Below are 21,688 nucleotides of genomic sequence, written 5' to 3' on the forward strand. Positions count from 1 at the left end.
GTGAGCGCGTCAGCTCTTGAGGCCGTGCCGGCGCAGCAGCCGGTACAGGTAGACGCGGTCCATGTCCGCGGCGGCGGCGGCCTGGGACACCTTGCCTCCGTGCAGCTTGAGGAGCGCTTCGACGTAGTCGCGCTCGAAGTTCTCCAGCGCCCGGCGTCGTGACTCCGCGTACGTCAGCGACGGGTCCACCGCGCGGGGCACGGCGGGAGTCAGGGGATTCACGCCATCGGGTGTCGTCGGCGGCAGCGCGTCCTGGAAGACGAGGCAGCGCTCCAGGTGGTTGCGCAGCTCACGCACGTTGCCAGGCCAGGCAGCGCGCTGGAGCCTCGCGAGGAAGTCCGGCGTGGTGAGCTTCTCCAACTGCTCGGGCGTGGCGCCCAGCCCCGCGAGGATTCGCTCGACGATGAGCGGGATGTCCTCCGTGCGCTCGCGCAGCGACGGGATGGGGATGCCCACCACCGCGAGGCGGAAGTAGAGGTCCGCCCGGAAGCGGCCCGCCTGGACCTCCTGGCGCAGGTCGCGGTGCGTGGCCGCGATGACCCGCACGTTGACCGGCTGGTAGGTGTTGGAGCCCAGGCGGCGGATCTCCCGGTTCTCCAGCACGCGCAGCAGCTTCGGCTGGAGCTCGGCGGGCAGCTCGCCAATCTCGTCCAGGAAGATGGTGCCGCCGTCGGCTTCTTCGAAGGCGCCCACGCGGCGCTGGATGGCGCCGGTGAAGGCCCCCTTCTCGTGGCCGAACAGCTCGCTCTCCAGCAGGTTGGCCGGGAGCGCTCCGCAGTCCACGACGAGGAAGGGCGCGTTCGCGCGGGCTCCGGCGCGGTGGATGGCGTGTGCCGCTCGGCTCTTTCCGGTGCCCGTCTCCCCTTCCAGCAACACCGTGGCGTTGCATGCCGCCGCGCACGCCATGCGCTCGAAGCTGGCGCGCGTCGCGGCGGAGGTGGCCACCAGGTCTCCGAAGGTCGCCCGCACCGGCACGGCCTCCGGCTCCAGCGGGAGCGGCGCCACCGCGTCCCTCGCTTCGTGGCGCGCGGGAGGATGCGTGCCCGTGGCTCCCCCCCGCCCCCGGGCCCTCGATTGACGCCACCGGAGCCCGTCCACGTACGTCCTGGGACGCTCATCCGGGGCCCGCGCGTGCGCCCCCTTCTGCTCCAGCTTCAGCTCGCAGTGGAAACGCGACACGGCGGACTCCTCGTTCGACAGGTTCATTGAGGACACGGTTCCCCCCGGGACCGGTGGCGTGTGGTGGACGGCGCTTCAGTAGGCGCGGAGGATCTTCAGGCGCCAGCCTTGCGGCCACAGCTCGTCGTAGCGGCCGCGGTAGCCGCTGTAGTCCGAGCCGTACAGCTGCGACTCGCTCGCGGTGCTCGGGCGCCAGACGGCCGTGTAATAGGTCTGCCCGTTCACCACGTACGGCTCCAGCAACTTCAGGCGCCAGCCCTGCGGCCACAGCGAGTCATACGTCGCGCGGTAGGACGCGTACGTGACGCCGTACACCTGGATCTCGCCCTCGGTGCTCGGGCGCCAGACGGCCGTGTAGTAGGTCTGGCCATTCACCACGTACGGCTGGAGCAGCTTCAGGCGCCAGCCCTGCGGCCAGAGCGAGTCGTACGTCGAGCGGTACGACGCATAGGTCGCGCCGTAGATTTGAATCTCCCCCTCGGTGCTCGGGCGCCAGACGGCCGTGTAGTAGGTCTGCCCGTTCACCACGTACGGCTGGAGGATCTTCAGGCGCCAGCCCTGCGGCCACAGCTCGTCGTACTTCGCGCGGAAGGCCGTGTACGTGGCGCCGTAGAGCTGGAGCTCCCCTTCCGTTCCCGGGCGCCAGACGGCGTTGTAGAGCACCTGCGTGCCCACCACGTACGGCTGCAGCGTGTGCAGGCGCCAGCCCTGCGACCAGAGCTGATCATACTTCTCGCGGTACTCCGCGTAGGTGCGGGCGTAGGCCTGGAGCTCCGACTGCGTGCCCGGCTCCCAGACGGCGGTGAAGGTGCCCGGGAGGTTGGGGACGCCCACGTCCGTGTACTGCGTGATGCGGCATGCGGACGTGTTGGGCAGCGGCACCTCGTTGCGGCGCAGCGCGCAGGCGCGGATGGCGGCGGCGGCGCTCGCGTTGTTCGCGTCGTAGTACGTGGTGCCCGGCATCATCCAGATGGGCGACGCGGGCGAATGCGGGTTCTTCGCCACCTCCGACGTCGCGGTCGCGCGGATGCCCAGGTCCAGCGCCACGCCGTCGTCGTAGCCCAGCTGGTTGTTCGTGCCCATGCGGTGGCAGCCCAGGCACACGTTGCCGGCGACCTCCACCTTGTAGGCCTTCCACGTCGCGAAGTCCGCGCCGATGAAGCGGTAGGGCTGGTCGTGGTTGAAGCCGACGTCGCCCGCGCCCGGCAGCTTGTTCACGCCCGTCACCTGCGTCAGGTACGGCGAGCGGATGAGCGCGCCGTTGTCATGGCAGCGCACGCAGCGGATGGACGCCGTGTCCGCTGGCGTCTTCCAGCTCCACGCGCCCGTGCCCTTGGAGGGGGCCTTCACATCCGCGCCGTAGAGCGTGCCCAGCGCCTGGTAGAAGCAGGTGGCGCCGTTCTTCTTGTTCGTCTGGATGACGGCGATGTCGCCGTAGTAGTTCGCTGCGTTCCCCTGCTTGCGGCAGTGCGCGACGATGGACACGTCCGCCGTGTCCTTCAGCACCTGGAAGCGGCTGCCCGGGTCACACTGCTCGTTGAGCCGGTTGGGCCGGTCACACTTGCCGTTGAGGTGGTTCGTCGTGGGCACCACCGTGCCCAGCTCGCAGTTGAAGTCCGGCACCGTGGCGCCGATGGCCGCGTCGCACTTGGCCGCGTACTGCTCCAGCGTGTCCGACAGCGCCGACGTCTGCTGCGCGAGGACGGGCTCGCCGGAGGACGACACGAGCCGGTGCTCGGCGTTCACTCCGGTGCCTTCGCCACACGCACCCAGTCCGGCCGTGACGGCCAGGCCCAGCAGGGCCCACGCCGCACGCAACGAAGTCTTCATGATGAAATGCCTCAGTCTTCCGTGGAGACACGCGCGACGTGACGCGCGTGGAGGCATGCCTGTGCTGCTCCGTCAGCCGACGGCCGGACCTGTGACCCGGGACCCCTCCCGGGCGTGTTCCCGCACCCCTCATGGGCCTTTACGCCGGGGTGTCTGGATATTCCCGGACATTTCCCGGGGCTTTTCCGGGGGTCAGCGGACCGTGAGCTCCACCACGAACTCCGCGGCGGCATCGCCCTCGCGCGCGGCGTCCACCACGTCGGGCCGTTCGTCGCCCACCCACAGCCCCAGCACGTCGTACACCAGCCACTGCGCCAGGGACCGGGAGGCCCCCTGGACAGCGTCGCGCGGCACGCCGGACAGGGCGCCCTGCGTCTCCATCAGCGCCCGGGCCAGCCGCGCGGGAACCACCCAGCACTCCGGGCGCACGAAGGCGGGCACCAGGAAGAGGCAGTACGCGGCCTCCGTGCGGCCGAGCAGCGCGTCCAGGCGCTCCCGGCCCAGGCGGAACGAGGGCAGCCACTGGCCCTCCCCGCGCTGCTCCAGCTTCGCCACCGGCACGCGGACGACGCGGCGCGTGCGCACGAAGCCCTCGCGCTCCACGGACACGACGAAGGCCACCTCCGTGCCTCCGTCCGAAGGCGGCGCCGGCTGACGGTGCACGGCCATGGACAGGGACAGCGGCGAGGCCACCAGCGAACCCAGGTCCGCCTGCGCGCGCTCCAGCTCCGAGCGCAGCCCTTCGAGCAGCCCCGCGACCAGCTCCGAGGTCTCCTCGCGGAAGCGCTGTGGGTGCCGCTGGGTGACGTCCACCTCCACGCGCCCCACCGCGCCCACGAGCAGGTCCTCCAGGTCGCGGTCGCGCAGCCACGTGCGTCCGCCCATGGGCACCGCGCGCGTCGCGTGCAGGTGACGCAGGGAGGCGGTCAGCGTCGCGGGCTCGGAGGAATCGACGGGGGGCGCGTGCTTCCCCTCCCCTGCGCCCGCCTGCAGGAAGGCCTGGAGCGAACGGGCGCGGAAGCGTGCCCGGGGAGACGGGTGCTCCAGCAGACGGCGCACCTGCCGGCGGTCCGTGGCGGTGCGCACGAGCGCCAGCGTGGCCAGCTCCGCCTCCGAGGACGCCTCGTCCGGCGCGCACCACAGGAGGAACTCGATGGCGGCCTTGCGCAGCACGGGCTTGCGGCCCATGCGCCAGGTCACCTCCTTGCGCCAGGCGACCAGCCCATCCAGCCCGGGCCGCGCGGGCGTGCGGAAGCGCGGCCACATCTCCGCGCACTCCTCCGCCAGCCACACCAGGTGCGTGAAGCCGGGCAGCGACTCCAGCTTCGCGCGGGCGCGGGTGCGCCGCTCGAAGGCCTCCGGCACGCCGCGCCGCACGGAGGCGCGGAACAGCCGCTCCTCCAGCCACAGCAGCGTGAGCGCCAGCGCGGGCTCGGCCTTGCGCATCGTGGCCTGGCAGTGGTCGAGCACGAAGCGCGCGTGGCCCAGGTCGGCGGCCGTCTCGAAGTCGCTCTGCACGAGCGCGCCCAGGGCCCCGCGCAGTCCGTCCACCGGAGAGCTGTCGAAGAGCGTGAGCAGGTCGCAGAGGTTCTCCACCACCGCGGGCGGTCCGCCCACCTCCACGGTGCGCGCCAGCAGGAGCCCCGCGCGAGAGCACCAGTCCGGCTCCTTGCGCCCGTTGGGGTAGCACGCGAGGAAGCCGCGCATGCCGCCGCGGCCGTCCGGGGACGTGGCCAGCGCGAAGAGGCGCTCGCCCAGCACTTCACTGGCCTCGCGCCAGGGGATGCGGGCGGCGCGGGTGCGGATGAAGTCGGTGAGCTTGTCGCGGCCGCCGTCGCGCGTGTCCGGGAGCAGGGAGCGCAGCTGCTCCAGCAGGTCCACGGACTTCGCCCCGGTGCCCATGACGTACTTGAGGTCCACCTCCACCGTGTCCTGGAAGCGCAGCGCGCGGCCGTCGTAGGTGCAGGGCACGCCGCGCACCATCGTGGACAGCGCCTCCGGGTGGCGCTTGAGGTGGCGCGTCAGCACCGTGGAGACGGTCACGGTGCTCTCACGCTGGATGCGCTCGGCGTTCTCCGTGTCGCCTGCTTCGCGGAGCGCCGTCACGGCGGCGTGCTGCCGCGCGAGCAGCTGCTTCAGCAGGCCCGGGCGCGGTTCCTCGTAGGGCCAGAGCAGCTCGCTGAGGGTGGACAGCAGGAAGAGGAGCTCCGCCGGGGTGCGATCGCCCGAGGACAGCCGCTCCCACGCGGCGGCCTGAGCGCGCGTGCGCTCCTCCAGGGACGCCCCGCGCACCCAGCGGGCGAAGTCCTCGCGCCACTCCGCGCTCGACGCCACGGCCTCTTGCGGCGCTACCGAGGCAACGCGCGCATGGAGGGCCTGGAGCGCTTCAGGCCAGGAGGCTTCCACCATGGGCTGCGACAGGCTCACCCGGACCTCGGATTGCTGGCGGGGACCAGCGCCGCGGCCACGGGGCTTGGGGCCACGGTGATGACCACGGACTTGGACGTGGGCGTGCGGCTCTTGTCCGCGAAGCTGTCCACCGGCACCAGCACGTTCGCTTCCGGGAAGTAGGTGGCCGCGCACTGGCGCGGGATGTTGTACGGCACCACCAGGAACTCGCGCGCCACGCGCGTCTCCCCCTGGAAGTGGCTGGTCAGGTCCACCTTCTGCCCCGCCGTCAGCCCGCGCGCCTTCACGTCCTCCGGGTGCAGGAACACCACGCGCCGGCCCTGGCGGATGCCCCGGTAGCGATCATCCAGGCCATACACGGTGGTGTTGTACTGATCATGCGAGCGCAGCGTCATCATCAGCAACTGCCCGGGCTCCAGCCGGTGGCGCGGCATCTCGTGCACCGTGAAGTGCGCCTTGCCGTCCTTCGTCGTGAAGCGCCCCTCGCGCGGACCGTTGGGCAGCGCGAACCCGTTGCGCTCACGCACCCGGCGGTTGAAGTCGTCGAAGCCCGGGATGCAGCGCTGGATCAGCTCACGCACCCGGTCGTAGTCCTCCACCAGCGACAGCCACGGCACCTTCGAGCGCGCCCCCAGCACCGCCTTCGCCAGCCGGGCCACGATGACGGGCTCGCTGAGCAGGTGCTCGGACGCGGGGGCCACGGCGCCGCGCGACGCGTGCACCATCCCCATCGAGTCCTCCACCGTCACGAACTGCCGCCCCGCCGCCTGCACGTCGTGCTCGGTCCGTCCCAGGCACGGGAGGATGAGCGCGCGCTGGCCATGCACCAGGTGCGCGCGGTTGAGCTTCGTGGACACGTGCACCGTGAGCCGCGCCCGCCGCAGCGCCCGCGCGGTGAACTCCGTGTCCGGCGTGGCCGACAGGAAGTTGCCGCCCATGGCGAAGAACACCTTCACGCGCCCTTCATGCAGCGCCTGGAGCGTCCCCACCGTGTCCAGGCCCCGGTGGCGTGGCGGCGCGAAGCCGAACTCCTTCGCCAGCGCGTCCATGAACTCCGGCTTGGCGTGCTCCCAGATGCCCATGGTGCGGTCACCCTGCACGTTGCTGTGACCGCGCACCGGGCACACGCCCGCGCCCTGCTTGCCGATGCTGCCGCGCAGGAGCGCCAGGTTGACGATCTCCTGGATGTTGCCCACCGCGTTCTTGTGCTGCGTGAGCCCCATGGCCCAGCAGAAGATGGTCCGCTCGGAGCGCGCCAGGATGTCCGCCGCTTCCTCAATCTGCTCGCGCGGCACCCCGCTCTCCTCCACCACGTCGACCCAGGACACCGTGGCCAGGTGCGCGGCGTACGCGTCGAAGCCCGCCGTCCTGCCTTCGACAAAGGCCCGGTCCACCACCGTGCCCGGCGCCTTCGCCTCGCGCTCCAGCAGCGCCTTGCCCAGCCCCTGGAGCAGCGCCACGTCGCCGTTGATGCGCACCTGGAGGAACAGCTTGTTCAGCGCCGTGCCCGGGCCGAACAGGTGCAGCACCTCCTGCGGGTGCTTGAAGCGGTTGAGCCCCGTCTCCGGCAGCGGGTTGACGGAGACGATTTCACAGCCCCGGCGCGCGGCGGCCTGGAGCGCCGTCAGCATGCGCGGGTGGTTGGTGCCCGGGTTCTGCCCGATGACGAAGATGGCCTGGGCGTGGTCGAAGTCCTCCAGCGTCACCGTGCCCTTGCCAATGCCAATCGTCTCCGTGAGCCCCGTGCCGCTGGACTCGTGGCACATGTTCGAGCAGTCCGGCAGGTTGTTGGTGCCGAACTCCCGCACGAACAACTGGTAGAGGAACGCGGCCTCGTTGCTCGTGCGGCCAGACGTGTAGAACGCGGCCTCGTCCGGCGAGCCCAGCACGTTCAGCTCCTCCGCCACCAGCGCGAAGGCCTCGTCCCAGGACAGGGGCTCGTAGTGCGTCGCGCCCTCGCGCAGCACCATGGGGTGCGTGAGCCGGCCCGCCTTGCCCAGCCACAGGTCGGACTGCTCGGCGAGCCGCGCCACGCTCCACTCGCGGAAGAACTCCGGCGTCACGCGCTCCTGCGTGCCCTCCTCCGCCACCGCCTTCGCGCCGTTCTCGCAGTACTCCTGCACGGAGCGGTGCCGCGGATCCGGCCACGCACAGCCCGGACAGTCGAAGCCGTCCTGCTGGTTGATCTTCCAGACGAGCCTGCCGCCGCGCCACGGGCCCGCTTCCGACAGCACGTGCTTGAACGCGCTCAACACCGCGGGCACGCCGCCCGCCACCGTCTTCACCGGCCCCACGTCCGGAGGCTGGGCCTCCAGCGGAGGCTGCGCCCCCGGCACCACCAGTGCGTTCCCGCCCCCGTCCTGTCCCTGATCCATGTCCCACCTCTTCGCGCGGCCGGACTCTACCCCGCCCGCGCCTTTCCGGCAGGCCGGGGGCCTTCCGTCGCCGCCACCCGGGTAAACCACTATTTCAAGCCTAGCGGGGAGCATGCAGGATGGACTTCACGCGGAGTGCCCCCCGGCGCTCCGCGTCACCCCCGCTTCAGGAGGCACCCCCATGAAGGCCTTCCGTTCCGCCGTCGTCGCCGCGCTGTTCCTGTCCCTCCCCGCCCTGGCCGCCCCGGTGGTCCACAGCATCTGGTCCAGCCACGGCCTCTACGTCTTCGACAACACCGGCCACTACAACGTGACCAGCTCCAACACGGTCGTCAGTTGGAACCAGTCCACGAACACCGCGTTCGTGAACTTCCACGGGTTCGCGGGCGGCAACGAGTATGACTTCGAGCTGGTGGGCTCGCCCGCGAGCGCGACGAGCGGCTTCGACATCACCGGGCTGTGGAACATCCGCCGCAACGGAGGCCTCATCTGCACCGGCTGCCAGGGCACCGCGTACGGCCTGGACCAGCCGGTGGGCAGCTACATCAAGTTCTACGACGCCACCAACGTGTTCCACTTCAGCGCCTTCGTGGACGCCCGCAAGGACTACTGACGCACGGCGTCCAGTGGGCCACGGGGTGACGCCGTCCATGCACGGCATCCCCCCGCGGCCCCGGAGCTTCGGTTAGGGTGCCCGCATCCAGCGCCCTTTTCCGGCGCCCCCTTCTCAGGAGTCTTCCGCATGTCCCGCATCATCCGCGCCTCTCGCGGCACCACCCTCTCCTGCAAGGGCTGGGTGCAGGAGGCCGCGCTCCGGATGCTGATGAACAACCTCGACCCGGAGGTGGCCGAGCAGCCCGGGGACCTCGTCGTCTACGGCGGCACCGGCAAGGCCGCCCGGGACTGGCCCTCGTTCGACCGCATCGTCCAGAGCCTCCAGAGCCTCACCGACGAGGAGACGCTGCTCGTGCAGTCCGGCAAGCCCGTGGGCATCCTGCGCACGCACCCGGACGCGCCGCGCGTGCTCATCGCCAACTCCAACCTCGTGGGCCACTGGGCCAACTGGGAGCACTTCCACGAGCTGGAGAAGAAGGGCCTGATGATGTACGGCCAGATGACGGCCGGCTCGTGGATCTACATCGGCACGCAGGGCATCCTGCAGGGCACCTACGAGACCTTCGCCGCCGCGGGCCGCTTCCACTTCGGCAGCGAGGACCTGGCCGGCCGCCTCATCCTCTCCGGTGGCCTGGGCGGCATGGGCGGCGCGCAGCCCCTGGCCGCGACCATGAACAACGCCGTGTTCCTGGGCGTGGAGATCGACCCGCACCGCGCCCAGCGCCGCGTGGAGACGCGCTACCTGGACGTCGTGGCCAAGGACCTGGACGAGGCGCTGGCCCTGGCGAAGGAAGCGCAAGCCAAGCGCGTGGGCCGCTCCATCGCCATCATCGGCAACGCGGCGTCGGTGTTCCGGGAGCTGTACAAGCGCGGCATCAAGCCGGACCTCGTCACGGACCAGACGAGCGCGCATGATCCGCTCAACGGCTACATCCCCACGGACCTGTCGCTGGAGGCCGCCGCGGAGCTGCGCAAGCGCGACCCCGAGGGCTACGTGAAGCGCGCCCGCGAGTCGATGATCATGCACGTGCAGGCCATGAACGACTTCCAGGCCGCCGGCAGCCACGTCTTCGACTACGGCAACAACCTGCGCGGCCAGGCGAAGGTGGGCGGCATGGCGAACGCCTTCGAGTTCCCCGGCTTCGTGCCCGCGTACATCCGCCCGCTGTTCTGCGAGGGCCTGGGGCCCTTCCGCTGGGTGGCGCTGTCCGGAGACCCGGAGGACATCCGCCGCACGGACCGCGCGGTGCGCGAGCTCTTCCCCCAGAAGGCGTCGCTCAACCGCTGGCTGGACATGGCCCAGGAGCGCGTGGCGTTCCAGGGCCTGCCCGCGCGCATCTGCTGGCTGGGCTACGGCGAGCGCGCCAAGGCGGGCCTCGCCTTCAACGAGCTGGTGCGCAAGGGCGAGGTGAAGGCGCCCATCGTCATTGGCCGCGACCACCTGGACTGCGGCAGCGTGGCGTCCCCCAACCGCGAGACGGAGGCCATGAAGGACGGCTCGGACGCGGTGGCGGACTGGCCCATCCTGAACGCGCTGGTGAACGCGGTGAACGGCGCGTCGTGGGTGTCGTTCCACCACGGCGGCGGCGTGGGCATGGGCTACTCGCTGCACGCGGGGCAGGTCATCGTCGCGGACGGCACGCCGGAGGCCGCGCGCCGCATCGAGCGCGTGCTCACGTCCGACCCCGGCATGGGCGTGCTGCGCCACGCGGACGCGGGCTACCCGGAGGCCATCGACGTGGCGAAGGAGCGGGGCGTTCGCATTCCCGGCCTCACCGCCTAGAGTGCGCCGGATGCCAGGACGCGTCCGAGCCTTCGTGATGACCGCGGTGATGGGTGTGCTCGCAGGCTGCGCGCCCACCACCGCCGGGCCCATGGTGATGCGCATGGGCCCGGGCATGCCCCAGGAGAACTTCTTCCAGCTGGGCCTGCGCGCCGGCCCCCGCCTCAACGCCCCGCAGCTGTCGGAGCGCGGGGAGAACGGCGCCTTCCAGGGCGACGCGAAGCCCTTCCATTCCGACCAGTGGGGCCTCAACCTCGACGGCTCGGTGACGGTGCCCGTGGGCGACCAGCTGTCGTGGCACCTGGGCCTGCAGGGCGAGTTCATCGGCCTGCCCGTGCCCGGCTACGGCGTCTACACCGGGCTGTCGTACTACGTCGGCTCGGAGCGGTTCGGCCTGGCCCCGGCCCTCTCCGTGCGGGGCGCGTCCAACTTCGGCCTGGGCGATACCAACAGCACCAGCAGCCTGTTCGGCGTGGAGGCCACCTGCGCGCTCACCGTGCAGCCGGAGCCCGGCATGTCGCTGGGCCTGGTGCCGTTCTTCAGCGTGCAGCAGTCGCTGGTGAACCCCGGCTCGCAGGTGACGACGCACTTCTACGGCGCCGTGGTGGCGGCGCAGCTCAAGTTCGGTGAGAGCCGCACGAAGCTGGAGCTGTCCGGCGGCTTCGGCCGGGCGCATTCAGGTGACACGAGCTGGAACGCGCCCGTCGCGGGCGTGCGCGGAGGACGCTAGAGCATGGAAGCCCTGGACCTGTGGGTGCGCAACACCTCCGAGGTGCTCACCGTGGAGGGCACCCACCGGGAGCCCGCGGAGGATGCCCTCACCCCCCGCCCGGGCGCGGGCATCGGCGTGAAGGACGGCCGCGTGGCCTATGTGGGCCCGGAGTCCGGCCTGCCGAAGGGCGCGCTCACGGACGCGACGGAGGTCATCGACGCGGAGGGCGGCTTCGTGGGCCCGGGCTTCGTGGATCCGCACACGCACCTGGTGTTCGCGGGCGAGCGCTCGCGCGAGTTCGACCTGCGCAACCAGGGCGCCACGTACCTCGAAATCGCCAAGGCGGGCGGCGGCATCGTCAACACGGTGAGCGCCACGCGCGCGGCGAGCGAGGAGGAGTTGGCCACGCTCGCCCTGCCCCGCCTGGAGCGGCTGCTCGCGCAGGGCGTGACGACCGCCGAGGTGAAGAGCGGCTACGGCCTGTCGCTGAACGACGAGCTCAAGATGCTGCGCGCGGTGCGCCGCTTGAGCGCGTTGTCGCCGCTGGAGCTGGTGCCCACGCTCCTGTGCGCGCACGCCGTGCCCGCGGAGTACAAGGATCGCCGCGCCGAGTACCTGGACCTCTGCATCAACGAAATCCTGCCCGCCGTGGCGCGCGAGGGCCTGGCGCGCTTCTGCGACGTCTTCACGGAGGAGAGCGCCTTCACCGTGGACGAGTCGCGCCGGCTGCTCAACGCGGCGAAGGCGCTGGGGCTCACGCCGCGCCTGCACGCGGATCAGCTCACCGCGTGTGGCGCGTCCGCGCTGGCCGCGGAGGTGGGCGCCGCCAGCGCGGACCACCTGGAGCAGGTGACGGACGAGGGCATCCGCGTGCTCGCCGCCGCGAACGTCACCGCCGTCCTCGTGCCCACCTCCACCCTCTTCCTGCGCATGCGCCCCTACGCGCCCGGCCGGAAGCTACGCGACGCGGGCGTCAACATTGCTTTGGGTTCAAACGTGAACCCCGGTTCTTCCATGACGGAGAACACGGCGCTGGTGCTGGGGCTCGCCTGCCTGGAGAACGGCCTGTCAGCCGCCGAGGCCTACTGGGCCGCCACCCGAGGGGCCGCGCAATGCTTGGGGTTGCAACGGCAGGGGCGACTGGCCGTGGGTGATGCGGGCGACCTGGTGGTGTTCGCCTGTCGCAGTCACCGGCATCTGCCTTATCATCTGGGTATCAGTCACGCGCGCGTGGTGGTGAAGGGTGGACGTGTGGTGTTTCGCGCGCGAATGAATCACTGCTCCTGAGTGGGTGCCGCTGAACAACTGGCACCAGACATGGGGGCAGGTGGAACTTCCCTCGTGGGCCGGCCGTTGTAGAGATCAGCTGCCACCATGTGCCGATTATTTGGATTCAGAAGCGCTGTTCCCGCCGCTGTCCATACCGCCCTGGTCACGGAGAGGAATTCCCTGCTCATCCAGTCGCGTGAGCACAAGGACGGTTGGGGTATCGCCACCTACGGTCAGGAGTGCTCGCCGCTCGTCGCGCATGGCGTGGGCCCGGCGCACAGCGACCCGGACTTCGAGCGGGTGTCCAGCCAGGTGTCCGCGCGCACCGTGGTGGCGCACATCCGCCAGGCGAGTGTCGGTGCGGTGGAGCTGCGCAACTCGCACCCGTTCCACTACGGCCGCTGGTCCTTCGTGCACAACGGCACGCTGCGCGAGTTCGCGAAGCACAAGGCCGCCGTGGAAGCGCTCATCCACCCGGAGCTGCGCGTCAACATCAAGGGTACGACGGACAGCGAGCGCTGCTTCTATCTGTTCCTGACGCGGCTGTCGGCGCGCGGGCCGCTCGACGGCACGGTGAGCGTGGAGGCGATGGCGCAGGCGCTCGCGGAGACGATGTCGCTCGTGTCCGTGATGACGGACGTGCCAGGGAGCCGCGAGCCGAAGGAGCGCTCCGCGATGAACTTCCTCGTCACGGACGGCGAGGCGATGGTGGCCACGCGCCGCAACCGCACGCTCTTCATCTCCTCCGGCATGGGCGGATGCCCCGAGTCCCTGCGCCCGCCGAACACGGGCGTGCCGCTGCAGCAGTTCCTCGTCGCCAGCGAGTCGCTGTGCGGCGGGCCCCACTGGGTGCCCGTGGATGAAGAGGACGTGGTGGGCGTGGACTCGCGGCTGGTGTTCCACCGCTGGAAGGTGCAGACGCTGGCGGACGGGGTGCTGAACCCGCGGCCGCTGGAGCAGCACGCCCCGGTCTGACTCAGCCCAGCCACGCGTCGAGCAGTGCAACAGGACGCGCGCCGAAGGCCTCCACATCGAGGCTCCGCGCGTCCTCGCCCTCATGGCGGAGCGTGACGCGCAGGAAGTCGCGCGGCGCGGCCTGGGGGATGCGATCCAACCACTCCACCAGCATCGCGTGCTCGCCGCCCACCAGGTCCAGGAACCCGGTGGCGTACAGCTCGTCGTAGTCCGTTAGGCGGTACAGGTCCGCGTGGTACAGCGGGATGCGGCCCTCGTACGGGTACACGATGGCGAACGTGGGGCTGGCCACCTCCGACTGAGCCACGCCCGCCCCTTCCGCCACGCCGCGCACCAGGTGCGTCTTGCCCGCGCCCAGGTCGCCAATCAGCCCCACGAAGTCCCCGGGCTGGAGCAACTGCCCCAGCTTCACGCCCAGCCGGTGCGTCTCCTCCGGCGACGGAGATACGAGCCGCCGCGAGCGCGTGGGCTGAGCTTCCGCGCCACTCATCGCGCCCTCCGCGCCGCGACAAGGCCGCGGCCCACGAGCACGTCCGCCCGGCGAGGAGCCATGTGGCGCGGCGTCCGCGTGCGCATTGAGCGCTCCGCGCTCAAGAAGGGCCGGGTTCCACGCGCACGTCTGCCCGACATGACGGCCAGCAACGCGCCCACCGTGACGGTCGCGTCGAGACAGGGCTGCGGCCCACACGCGCGTTTGCCCTGCACGACAGCCCGCAGCGCGTCACTCGCGCCATGACAAGGCCGAGCGCCGCAAGGCGCGGAGGCGTGAAGTGCCACGTTCGCGCCGATCATCGCTCCCACCGCGTCCACACGTGGCCCAGGCCAATCAGGAGGTCCGTGGCGATGAGGCCCATGAGGCCGCGCTCCCGCGCCATCAGGTCGCCCGCGAGCCCGTGCGCGTACACGGCCGTCCACGCGGCCTTGGGCAGCGGGATGCCCTGCGCGAGCAGCGCGCCGCACAGGCCCGACAGCACGTCGCCCGTGCCGCCCGTGGCCATGCCCGCGTTGCCCGTGGGGTTGATGAACACGCGCCCTCCCGCTTCCGCGATGAGCGTGCGCGAGCCCTTGAGCACCACCGTGCAGTTGAGAGACGTGGCCAGGTTGAGCGCCACGCCCACGCGGTGTGCCTGCACGTCTTTCGTCGTCCGGCCCCACAGCCGAGCCATCTCTCCCGGGTGCGGCGTGAGCAGCACGGGCCCCTTCGCGTCCCGCAGCACCTTGAGGTCCTCGGCCACCGCGTTGAGCGCGTCCGCGTCCAGCACCGCGGGCACCTCCACCGACGCCAGCAGGTCGCCAATCAGCGCGCCCGTCTCCGGCCCCCGGGGGATGCCCGGTCCCATCACCAGCGCGTCCTTGCCCTCCAGCGCGGCCTTCAGCGCCTCCAGGTCGCCCTTGCCCAGCGGGCCCTCACCGGGAATCGGTACGCCCATGATCTCCGGCGAGTGCGCCATCACCCACGGCAGCGCCTCCGGACGCGTGGCCACCGTCACGAGCCCCGCCCCGCTGCGCAGCGCGGACAGGGCCACCATCGCCGCCGCGCCCGTCTTGCCCGGGCTGCCCGCCACCACCAGCACGTGACCGTAGGTGCCCTTGTGTGAATCCGCTCGGCGCTTCGGAATCGCGTCACGCGCGTCCTTCTCCTCCACGCGGAACAGCTCCGCGCCGGACACCGCGCGCGTGGACTCACCGCCCAGGCCGATGTCCACGCGCCGCACGTCGCCGCACAGCGACGCGCCGGGCTCCAGCTCATGCGCGGGCTTCACGAAGCCGAAGGCCACCGTGACGTCCGCCTCCACGCACGGCGAGAAGGGCTCCGCCGTGTCGCTCTGCAGGCCGGACGGCACGTCCGCGGCCACCACCTTCGCCCCCGCGCGCCGCCACCGCGCCACCGTCCCGATGGCGTCCGCGAAGATGCCCTCCGGCGCGCGCTTGAGTCCCGTGCCGAAGAGGGCGTCCACCACCACGTCGCCCGGGCCTGCTTCCGGCAGCGCCTCGAAGGCGCGCGGAGACTCCCCGAAGCCCTCCAGCGCCTGGAGGTTGCGCTTCGCCTCCGGGGTGAGCTTCCCCGTGTCCCCCACCAGCGACACCACCACGCGAGCGCCGCCCTCCAACAGGAAGCGCGCGGCGACCAGGCCGTCCCCGCCGTTGTTGCCGGGGCCGCACAGCACCGTGAAGCGCCCGCCGGGCCCCGAGAGGCTCCGCGCGGCCTCCGCGAGCGCACGGCCCGCGTTCTCCATCAGCAACCCGGACGGCATGCCGTGCTTCTCTTCGGCGGCCTTCTCGGCCTCACGCATCTGGACGGCGGTGAGCACGCGCTGCATGGCTTCCAACCTCCCTACTTCGTCTGGAGCACCACCGTGGCCGCGGCCACGCCGGCATCATGGGTGAGCGCGAGCATCGCGTCCCACCCCCGCGCTTCCATCACCTCACGGGCCACGCCGGAGAGCACGAAGCGCGGCGGACCGCCCTCGCGCACCACCTCCATGTCCCGCCACTTCACGCCGGGAGGCACACCCATCGCCTTCACCAGCGCCTCCTTCGCCGCGAACCGCGCCGCGTACGCGCTGGCCGCGTCATGCCGAGGCGCGCAGTAGGCCCGCTCCCCGTCGGTGTACACGCGCTGAAGGAACGCCTCCGCGCGCGGTCCGTCGAGGATGCGCTGGATGCGCTCGATGGAGCAGAGATCCAACCCCAGGCCGACGATGGGCATGCGTGCCTATCCCGGGTCGCGCATCAGCTCGAGCATCTCGCGCACCGCGCGCTCGAAGCCCACCAGCACCGCGCGCGCCACGATGGCGTGCCCGATGTTGAGCTCGTCGATCTCCTGGATGCGCGCGATGGCCTGCACGTTGTCGTAGTTGAGCCCGTGGCCCGCCGCGACGCCCATGCCCAGCTTGGCGCTCGCCTTGGCCGCGTCCACGATGCGCGCCAGCTCCCGCGCGCGCTCCTTCTCGTTGCGCGCCTCGCAGTAGCGGCCCGTGTGCAGCTCGATCCGGTCCGCGTTCACCTTGTGCGACGCGCGCACCTGGTCCAGGTCCGGATCGATGAACAGCGAGACGGCGATCTCCCCGTCCTTGAGGTTCTTGATGATCTTCGCGATGGACTCGCGCTGGCCCGCGACCTCCAGGCCGCCCTCGGTGGTGAGCTCCTCGCGCCGCTCGGGCACGAGCGTCACCACGTCCGGCTTGTACTCGTAGGCGATCTTCACCATCTCCGCGGTGGCGGCCATCTCCAGGTTGAGGAGCGTCTGCACCGTTTCGCGGAGGATGCGCAGGTCCCGGTCCTGGATGTGGCGCCGGTCCTCGCGCAGGTGGATGGTGATCTGCCGGGCGCCGGCCAGCTCCGCCATCGCCGCGGCCGTCACCGGATCCGGATACACGGTGCGCCGCGCCTGCCGCAGCGTCGCCACGTGATCCACGTTGACACCCAGTCGCTGTCCCATCGTCCCGCTCCTTGCGCTGGCGCGGTGCGGGATTGTCCAGGGACCCGGGCCCGCGCCGGCCCCTCTATTCGTGGCCGGCGTCCGGAAGTCAACCGCTGTCGCTAGCCGTTGAGCGCCTTGGAGAGCGCCTCGACGATTTGACGGGCGTACGCCTCGTTGCGCGCCGCGTCCTCGCCTTCAATCAGCACGCGGGCCTTGGGCTCCGTGCCGGAGAAGCGCACCAGCACGCGGCCATTGCTGCCCAGCTTCTGCTCCACGTCCTTGATGGCCTTCATCACCGTGGGCAGCTCACCCAGCTCCTTCTTCTGCTTCACCACGACGTTGAGCAGCGTCTGCGGCACCGGCTGGAAGATGGAGGCCAGCTCCGACAGCGGCTTCTGCTGGCGGCACATGACGGCCAGCAGCTGCAGCGCCGCGAGCGTGCCGTCGCCCGTGGTGGTGTGATTCAGGAAGATGAGGTGGCCGCTCTGCTCGCCGCCCAGGCTGTAGCCATTGCGGCGCATCTCGTCCACGACGTGCCGGTCGCCCACGCGCGTGCGGACCACCTTCACGCCCCACTGCGCCACCGCGCGCTCCAGGCCGATGTTGCTCATCACCGTGGAGACGAGCGTCTTCTTCTTGAGCTCCTTGCGCGCGACGAGCTCACCCGTGCAGATGGCCATGATGGCATCGCCGTCCACGACGTTGCCCTTCTCGTCCACGACGATGAGGCGGTCCGCGTCGCCGTCCAGCGCGATGCCCAGGTGCGCGCCGTGCTTCACCACGGCCTTGGACAGGCCCTCCGGGTGGAGCGCGCCGCACTTGTGGTTGATGTTCTTGCCGTCCGGGGACACGCCCAGCGCGATGACCTTCGCGCCCAGCTCCTCCAGCACCGACGGCGCCGTGCGGTACGCCGCGCCGTTGGCGCAGTCCACCACGATGGTCATCCCCTCCAGCGTCAGCTCGCGGGGGAACGTGGCCTTCAGGTAGACGATGTAGCGGCCGCGCGCGTCGTCCAGGCGGATGGCCCGGCCAATCTTGGTCGCCGTGGGGCGGATGTTGTCGATCTCACCGCTGGAGACCAGCTCTTCGATCTTGGCTTCCGTCTCGTCCGGCAGCTTGAAGCCGTCGCGCCAGAAGAACTTGATGCCGTTGTCCTGGTACGGGTTGTGGGACGCCGAGATGACGGCGCCCGCGTCCGCGCGCATGGACGTGGTGAGGTTGGAGATGCCGGGCGTGGGCAGCGGGCCCACCTGCTCCACGTCGACGCCCATGGAGATGAGGCCGGCGGACAGGGCCTGCTCCAGCATGTAGCCGGAAAGGCGCGTGTCCTTGCCCACGATGACGCGGTGGCGGTGCGGACCGTTGCGGATGAGGTACGCCAGGGCGCGCCCGAGCTTCATCGCGACCTCGGCCGTCATCGGATAGACGTTGGCGACGCCGCGGACGCCATCCGTTCCGAACAGCCGCTCCGTCTTCTGCGCTTCCTTGGGGGGCATGTCCATCCTGTACGCCATGTGTGCCGCTCCACCTTTCCCATTGCCGGAAGGGCTCCGGCCACTCGCGTCCGGGGGCTTATACCCCGTCCGGCACGTGGGCCCGAAGCTAGGGATGCGGTGCCACCCAGGCAAGCGCCCGGGCGTGCGGACCTGAACACCTCCGACGCCAGGGCTTGTCCGCGTCACCCGCCGTACAGGTCACCGCCGCCCCGGGCCCGCCGGATGGCGTCCGCCACCGCCAGCGCGTCCCGGGCCTCTCCCACGTCGTGCACCCGCACCACGTCCGCGCCCCCCAGGACCGCCATGGCCGCCACGGAGCCCAGGGTGGCCGCCAGGCGCTCCTGGGGGCCCTTGCCGCCCGCCAGCTTCCCGAGGAAGGACTTGCGGCTGGTGCCCACCAGCAAGGGCTGTCCCAGCCCGCGCAGCTCCTCCAGCCGGCGCAGGAGGAAGAGGTTGTGCTCCAGCGTCTTTCCGAACCCGATGCCGGGGTCCAGGAGGATGCGCCCGCGCGGGATGCCCGCCTCGGTGGCCGTGAACATCCCCTCCTCCAGGTAGTCCATCACCTCGCCCACCACGTCGTCGTAGCGGGGGGCCTGCTGCATCGTCTTCGGCATGCCCTGGGTGTGCATCAGACAACACGCGGCGCCCGCGGCGGCCACCACGCCGGCCAGCGTCGGGTCGGAGTGGAAGCCGGTGACGTCGTTGATGAGGTGGGCGCCGGCCTGGAGCGCCTCCTTCGCGACGGCGGCCTTCATCGTGTCCACGGAGATGGGCACGGTGGAGCGGCGCTTGATGCCCTCCACGACCTTGAGGATGCGCGACAGCTCCTCGTCCGCGGACACCGGCAGGGAGCCCGGCCGGGTGGATTCACCGCCCACGTCGACGATGTCCGCGCCCGCGTCCACCAGCTTCAGCGCGTGCTCCACGGCGCTGTCCGCGTCCGGGAGGCTGCCGCCGTCGGAGAAGCTGTCCGGCGTCACGTTCACCACGCCCATGAGGTACGTGCGCGCGCCCCACTCGAACCGGCGGCCGCTCAGCGTCAGCGCCGTCATGGGCGTGGGGGACAGCACCTCCTCCAGCACGCGCGCCAGGCCATCCGTGCGCGGGGACTTGCGGGCGAGCGAAATGAGCCGGTCGAACTGCTGGCGGCTGCCGGACAGGAGCACCTCGCCGGGGTGATCCACGTGTCCGCCGGGCGTCCAGGTGGGCAGCTTCTCGCGTTCCTTGGAGCCGTACGGAGGCACCAGCTCCTCCTCGTAGGAGGGACGGCCCCCGGTGACGAGCACGTGCGCGTAGCCCAGCTCACGCGTCAGGTGCTCGCGGTTGCGGGGCGACAGGTTCAGGCGGCGCAGGACGAGCGACAGGTCCTCGGGACGGTCTCGCGAGATGAGGCGGGCACGCAGCACGTTCAGGTCCCCTTCAAGAGCGTGAGGGCGGCGAGGGGTCAGTGTCGCCGCTTCCCCCGGTCCAGGGAAGCGAGGATGACGTGAACGCGCACGGGCCCGGCACCTCGCGAGGAAGGCACCGGGCCCGGCGCGCGTCAGGGGCCGCCCGCGGACGTCACGGGATGAACTGGATGACCCCGATGTCCGACTCGCCCCCGCCGACGGACGTGACGACCCGCTCGCCCACGTAGGCGGTGTCCCGGAAGGTGAAGCCCAGCCGCGTCGACCCCGAAGGCGTCACCGCCATCGCGGTGTTCACGACCCCGGGCCCCACGAGGCGCGACCAGCGCAGCGCGCCCGTCGGGCCGTAGCTCGCGAAGAAACCCATCGGGTCGTACAGGGACAGGCCTTCGGTCCCCAGCGGACCGCCGCCCAGGTCGAAGGTGTTCAGCGGCGTGATGCCATTCACGATGACGTTGCCCGCGCTGTCCACCGCCACGGACCGGGCGCTGTCTCCGCCGCCGTAGCCTCCGAAGACGCGCACCCAGCCGTCCGTGCCGGTGCCGGTGAGCGTGCCGAACACGGCGTCATCCACGCGCTCGTCGTACGTCGGGTCCTTGCTCGTGTACTGCGTGCCCTGGAAGACGAACGTGCCATTGAAGTCCCCGGCGAAGGCCACCCCGCCCGACGGCAGCACCGCGAGGCTGTGGATGGTCCCCGTGCTGCCCTTCAACGCACGGCCCCACGCCGGCGTGCCGTCCGGCGCGAAGCGCGCGACGAAGGGCGACAGGCCGTACGCCCCCGCCGACGCGAGCACCGGGTTGCCGCTCCGGCCGCCCAGGAAGATGGCCCCGTTGGCATCGGTGGCGAGCGCCGCGGTGTCGTCGCCCTCCCCGCCCTCGAAGGCCCGGGACCAGAGGTGCCCGCCGTTGAAATCGAACTTCGCGAGGAAGAGGCCGTTGGTCGGGTCATCCTGCTGGCTGCCGGGACCCGCGAAGATTTCACCACCGCCCAGGTCCAGGTAGCCCTGGAAGCGGCCCGTCACGATGAGACTGCCGTTGGCGTCGGTGGCCACCGCGGCGGGGACGGCCGGGGCGGCGAACACCTGCCCGGGCGAGCCCCCGGGGCGCTTCTGCGCGCGGTAGCCGCGGGCCCAGACCGGCGCGCCGTCAGGGGCCAGCTTCAGGAGGAACAGGCCCTGGCCGCCCAGCCCCGGCTGGACGTACGGCAGCGGCCCGGTGCCGAAGTCCGGGCTGCCCTCGTAGGTGCCCACCACCAGCACGTTGCCCAGCGGCGTCGCGGTCAGCGCACGCATCGTCACCTGCGCGCCCGGCGCGTAGACCCGCGCCCACTGGGTGTTGGCGCCGTTGTCGTCGCGCGACACGAAGAGGCCGCCGGGCGCCGGCAGCGCCACGCCCCCCATCGAGGCCGTGCCCTGGTAGCTGCCCCCCATCACGAAGCCGCTGCCGTCCGGCAGGTTGACCAGCCCCACCAGCACGTCCTTGCCCGCCCCGCCGTACTTCCGGCGCCAGTCCGTGCCCGCCAGCTCCGGGCCCTGGAAGGTGCACCACTCGTAGTGCGTCACCGTGTCCAGCATGGGCCGCCGCGACGCATTGGACGCCTCGCGCGAGGAGAAGTCCGCGCCGTCCTCGCCCACGGGCTTGAGCGCCAGCGTCAGCGTGGAGTACGAGCGCACCGCGTCCTTCACCTCGGCGGTCAGCCATCCATCCGTCGCGACCTCCGGCACCGTGGCGACCTCGATGCCCTCCACGGGCCGCGTGTTCCAGGTGAGGTCGCCCTCGGAGAAGCCCGACATCGTCCCGTGCACCGTCACGCCCGTCGAGGTGCCGTTCTTCGCGTAGAGCCGCAGCCGGGCCCGCGTCAGCGTCCCGCCCTGATCCACCAACGGGAAGAGCAGGTAGGACTGGTAGCGCGTCGGCACCGAGTCCACGAGCAGCGTGCTGGAACCGCTGAGGTTCGCGTCCGGTTGGTCGCTGCGCACCGTCCCGTCCGCGATCGCCACCACCGTCCGCGCCACATCCCGGCTCTGGGGCCGGCACTCGGGAAGCAGCGCCGCCTTCGACTGCCGCACCACCCCCGGTGTCCCTTGCGTCTCCGTTTCCTGCCCTTCCGTCATCCCGCCACAACGTGGCAACAGCGTCACCATTGCAACTGCCGTCAAGCCCCTGACTCCCCACTTCCACCCGGTCATCGTGCTTCTCCCAGCGAGGTCGTC

The 21,688-nt window shown here is 71.2% G+C and carries 16 protein-coding genes; 5 read left to right on the forward strand and 11 right to left on the reverse strand.

All coding sequences use genetic code 11. The annotated features are described in order from the left end of the window. Positions 1 to 9 precede the first annotated feature (9 nt). The 4 genes from JYK02_RS32495 to JYK02_RS32510 form a co-directional block, all read right to left on the reverse strand. Positions 10 to 1,206, reverse strand: a complete 1,197-nt coding sequence (locus JYK02_RS32495) for a sigma-54 interaction domain-containing protein (protein WP_207056772.1) — start codon at positions 1,204 to 1,206, stop codon at positions 10 to 12. A 48-nt stretch (positions 1,207 to 1,254) separates the two neighbouring features. Continuing rightward, on the reverse strand, positions 1,255 to 3,009 hold the full coding sequence (locus tag JYK02_RS32500) for a hypothetical protein (RefSeq protein ID WP_207056773.1): 1,755 nt from the start codon (positions 3,007 to 3,009) through the stop codon (positions 1,255 to 1,257). A gap of 192 nt (positions 3,010 to 3,201) precedes the next feature. Further along, positions 3,202 to 5,436 (reverse strand): hypothetical protein, encoded by a 2,235-nt coding sequence (locus tag JYK02_RS32505; protein WP_347402637.1) that lies wholly within the window; start codon positions 5,434 to 5,436, stop codon positions 3,202 to 3,204. Further along, positions 5,433 to 7,793 (reverse strand): FdhF/YdeP family oxidoreductase, encoded by a 2,361-nt coding sequence (locus tag JYK02_RS32510; protein ID WP_242589434.1) that lies wholly within the window; start codon positions 7,791 to 7,793, stop codon positions 5,433 to 5,435. Before JYK02_RS32510 ends, JYK02_RS32505 begins: the two co-directional genes overlap by 4 nt. 181 nt (positions 7,794 to 7,974) lie before the next feature. Here JYK02_RS32510 and JYK02_RS32515 point away from each other — a divergent pair, with 181 nt between their 5' ends. From JYK02_RS32515 to JYK02_RS32535, 5 genes are all read left to right on the forward strand, one after another. Further along, positions 7,975 to 8,406 carry a hypothetical protein gene (locus JYK02_RS32515; RefSeq protein ID WP_207056774.1) on the forward strand — a complete coding sequence of 144 codons (432 nt, stop codon included), beginning with the start codon at positions 7,975 to 7,977 and terminating at the stop codon, positions 8,404 to 8,406. Positions 8,407 to 8,535: 129 nt separating this feature from the next. Continuing rightward, positions 8,536 to 10,191, forward strand: coding sequence for a urocanate hydratase (gene hutU, locus JYK02_RS32520; RefSeq protein ID WP_207056775.1), 1,656 nt, complete (start codon positions 8,536 to 8,538; stop codon positions 10,189 to 10,191). A gap of 10 nt (positions 10,192 to 10,201) precedes the next feature. Then, a complete protein-coding gene (locus JYK02_RS32525; protein ID WP_207056776.1) occupies positions 10,202 to 10,921 on the forward strand; it encodes a hypothetical protein in 720 nt (239 codons plus the stop codon). 3 nt (positions 10,922 to 10,924) lie between these two features. Continuing rightward, positions 10,925 to 12,190 (forward strand): imidazolonepropionase, encoded by a 1,266-nt coding sequence (gene hutI / locus JYK02_RS32530; RefSeq protein WP_207056777.1) that lies wholly within the window; start codon positions 10,925 to 10,927, stop codon positions 12,188 to 12,190. 87 nt (positions 12,191 to 12,277) lie between these two features. Then, entirely contained in the window at positions 12,278 to 13,147 is an 870-nt protein-coding gene (locus JYK02_RS32535) for a class II glutamine amidotransferase (protein ID WP_207056778.1), read from the forward strand. Position 13,148: 1 nt separating this feature from the next. Here JYK02_RS32535 and tsaE read toward each other — a convergent pair whose 3' ends face one another. The 7 genes from tsaE to JYK02_RS40600 form a co-directional block, all read right to left on the reverse strand. Then, the gene (gene tsaE, locus JYK02_RS32540; RefSeq protein ID WP_207056779.1) at positions 13,149 to 13,637 is read right to left on the reverse strand and encodes a tRNA (adenosine(37)-N6)-threonylcarbamoyltransferase complex ATPase subunit type 1 TsaE; all 489 of its coding nucleotides are present in this window, start codon (positions 13,635 to 13,637) and stop codon (positions 13,149 to 13,151) included. Between the two features lie 298 nt (positions 13,638 to 13,935). Further along, entirely contained in the window at positions 13,936 to 15,468 is a 1,533-nt protein-coding gene (locus JYK02_RS32545; RefSeq protein WP_207056780.1) for an NAD(P)H-hydrate dehydratase, read from the reverse strand. A 14-nt stretch (positions 15,469 to 15,482) separates the two neighbouring features. After that, positions 15,483 to 15,857 carry a holo-ACP synthase gene (locus tag JYK02_RS32550; RefSeq protein ID WP_120562699.1) on the reverse strand — a complete coding sequence of 125 codons (375 nt, stop codon included), beginning with the start codon at positions 15,855 to 15,857 and terminating at the stop codon, positions 15,483 to 15,485. A gap of 6 nt (positions 15,858 to 15,863) precedes the next feature. Continuing rightward, complete coding sequence (locus JYK02_RS32555; RefSeq protein WP_120550607.1) at positions 15,864 to 16,589, reverse strand: pyridoxine 5'-phosphate synthase; 726 nt, start codon at positions 16,587 to 16,589, stop codon at positions 15,864 to 15,866. A gap of 101 nt (positions 16,590 to 16,690) precedes the next feature. Then, positions 16,691 to 18,085, reverse strand: coding sequence for a phosphoglucosamine mutase (gene glmM / locus JYK02_RS32560; protein WP_207056781.1), 1,395 nt, complete (start codon positions 18,083 to 18,085; stop codon positions 16,691 to 16,693). Positions 18,086 to 18,249: 164 nt separating this feature from the next. Next, positions 18,250 to 19,473, reverse strand: a complete 1,224-nt coding sequence (gene folP / locus JYK02_RS32565; protein WP_207056782.1) for a dihydropteroate synthase — start codon at positions 19,471 to 19,473, stop codon at positions 18,250 to 18,252. A gap of 154 nt (positions 19,474 to 19,627) precedes the next feature. Beyond that, positions 19,628 to 21,634, reverse strand: coding sequence for a DNRLRE domain-containing protein (locus tag JYK02_RS40600; RefSeq protein WP_207056783.1), 2,007 nt, complete (start codon positions 21,632 to 21,634; stop codon positions 19,628 to 19,630). Positions 21,635 to 21,688: the final 54 nt, after the last annotated feature.

It is taken from the genome of Corallococcus macrosporus (genome assembly GCF_017302985.1).
GTDB classification, from domain to species: Bacteria; Myxococcota; Myxococcia; order Myxococcales; family Myxococcaceae; genus Corallococcus; species Corallococcus macrosporus_A.

Coding starts and splice junctions, on each gene's coding strand:
- hutI (WP_207056777.1), top strand. CDS start 10,925: ATGGAAGCCCTGGACCTGTGGGTGCGCAACACCTCCGAGGTGCTCACC.
- hutU (WP_207056775.1), top strand. CDS start 8,536: ATGTCCCGCATCATCCGCGCCTCTCGCGGCACCACCCTCTCCTGCAAG.
- JYK02_RS32535 (WP_207056778.1), top strand. CDS start 12,278: ATGTGCCGATTATTTGGATTCAGAAGCGCTGTTCCCGCCGCTGTCCAT.
- JYK02_RS32495 (WP_207056772.1), bottom strand. CDS start 1,206: ATGAACCTGTCGAACGAGGAGTCCGCCGTGTCGCGTTTCCACTGCGAG.
- JYK02_RS32510 (WP_242589434.1), bottom strand. CDS start 7,793: ATGGATCAGGGACAGGACGGGGGCGGGAACGCACTGGTGGTGCCGGGG.
- JYK02_RS32525 (WP_207056776.1), top strand. CDS start 10,202: ATGCCAGGACGCGTCCGAGCCTTCGTGATGACCGCGGTGATGGGTGTG.
- JYK02_RS32515 (WP_207056774.1), top strand. CDS start 7,975: ATGAAGGCCTTCCGTTCCGCCGTCGTCGCCGCGCTGTTCCTGTCCCTC.
- JYK02_RS32545 (WP_207056780.1), bottom strand. CDS start 15,468: ATGCAGCGCGTGCTCACCGCCGTCCAGATGCGTGAGGCCGAGAAGGCC.
- JYK02_RS32500 (WP_207056773.1), bottom strand. CDS start 3,009: ATGAAGACTTCGTTGCGTGCGGCGTGGGCCCTGCTGGGCCTGGCCGTC.
- tsaE (WP_207056779.1), bottom strand. CDS start 13,637: ATGAGTGGCGCGGAAGCTCAGCCCACGCGCTCGCGGCGGCTCGTATCT.
- JYK02_RS32550 (WP_120562699.1), bottom strand. CDS start 15,857: ATGCCCATCGTCGGCCTGGGGTTGGATCTCTGCTCCATCGAGCGCATC.
- JYK02_RS32555 (WP_120550607.1), bottom strand. CDS start 16,589: ATGGGACAGCGACTGGGTGTCAACGTGGATCACGTGGCGACGCTGCGG.
- glmM (WP_207056781.1), bottom strand. CDS start 18,085: ATGGCGTACAGGATGGACATGCCCCCCAAGGAAGCGCAGAAGACGGAG.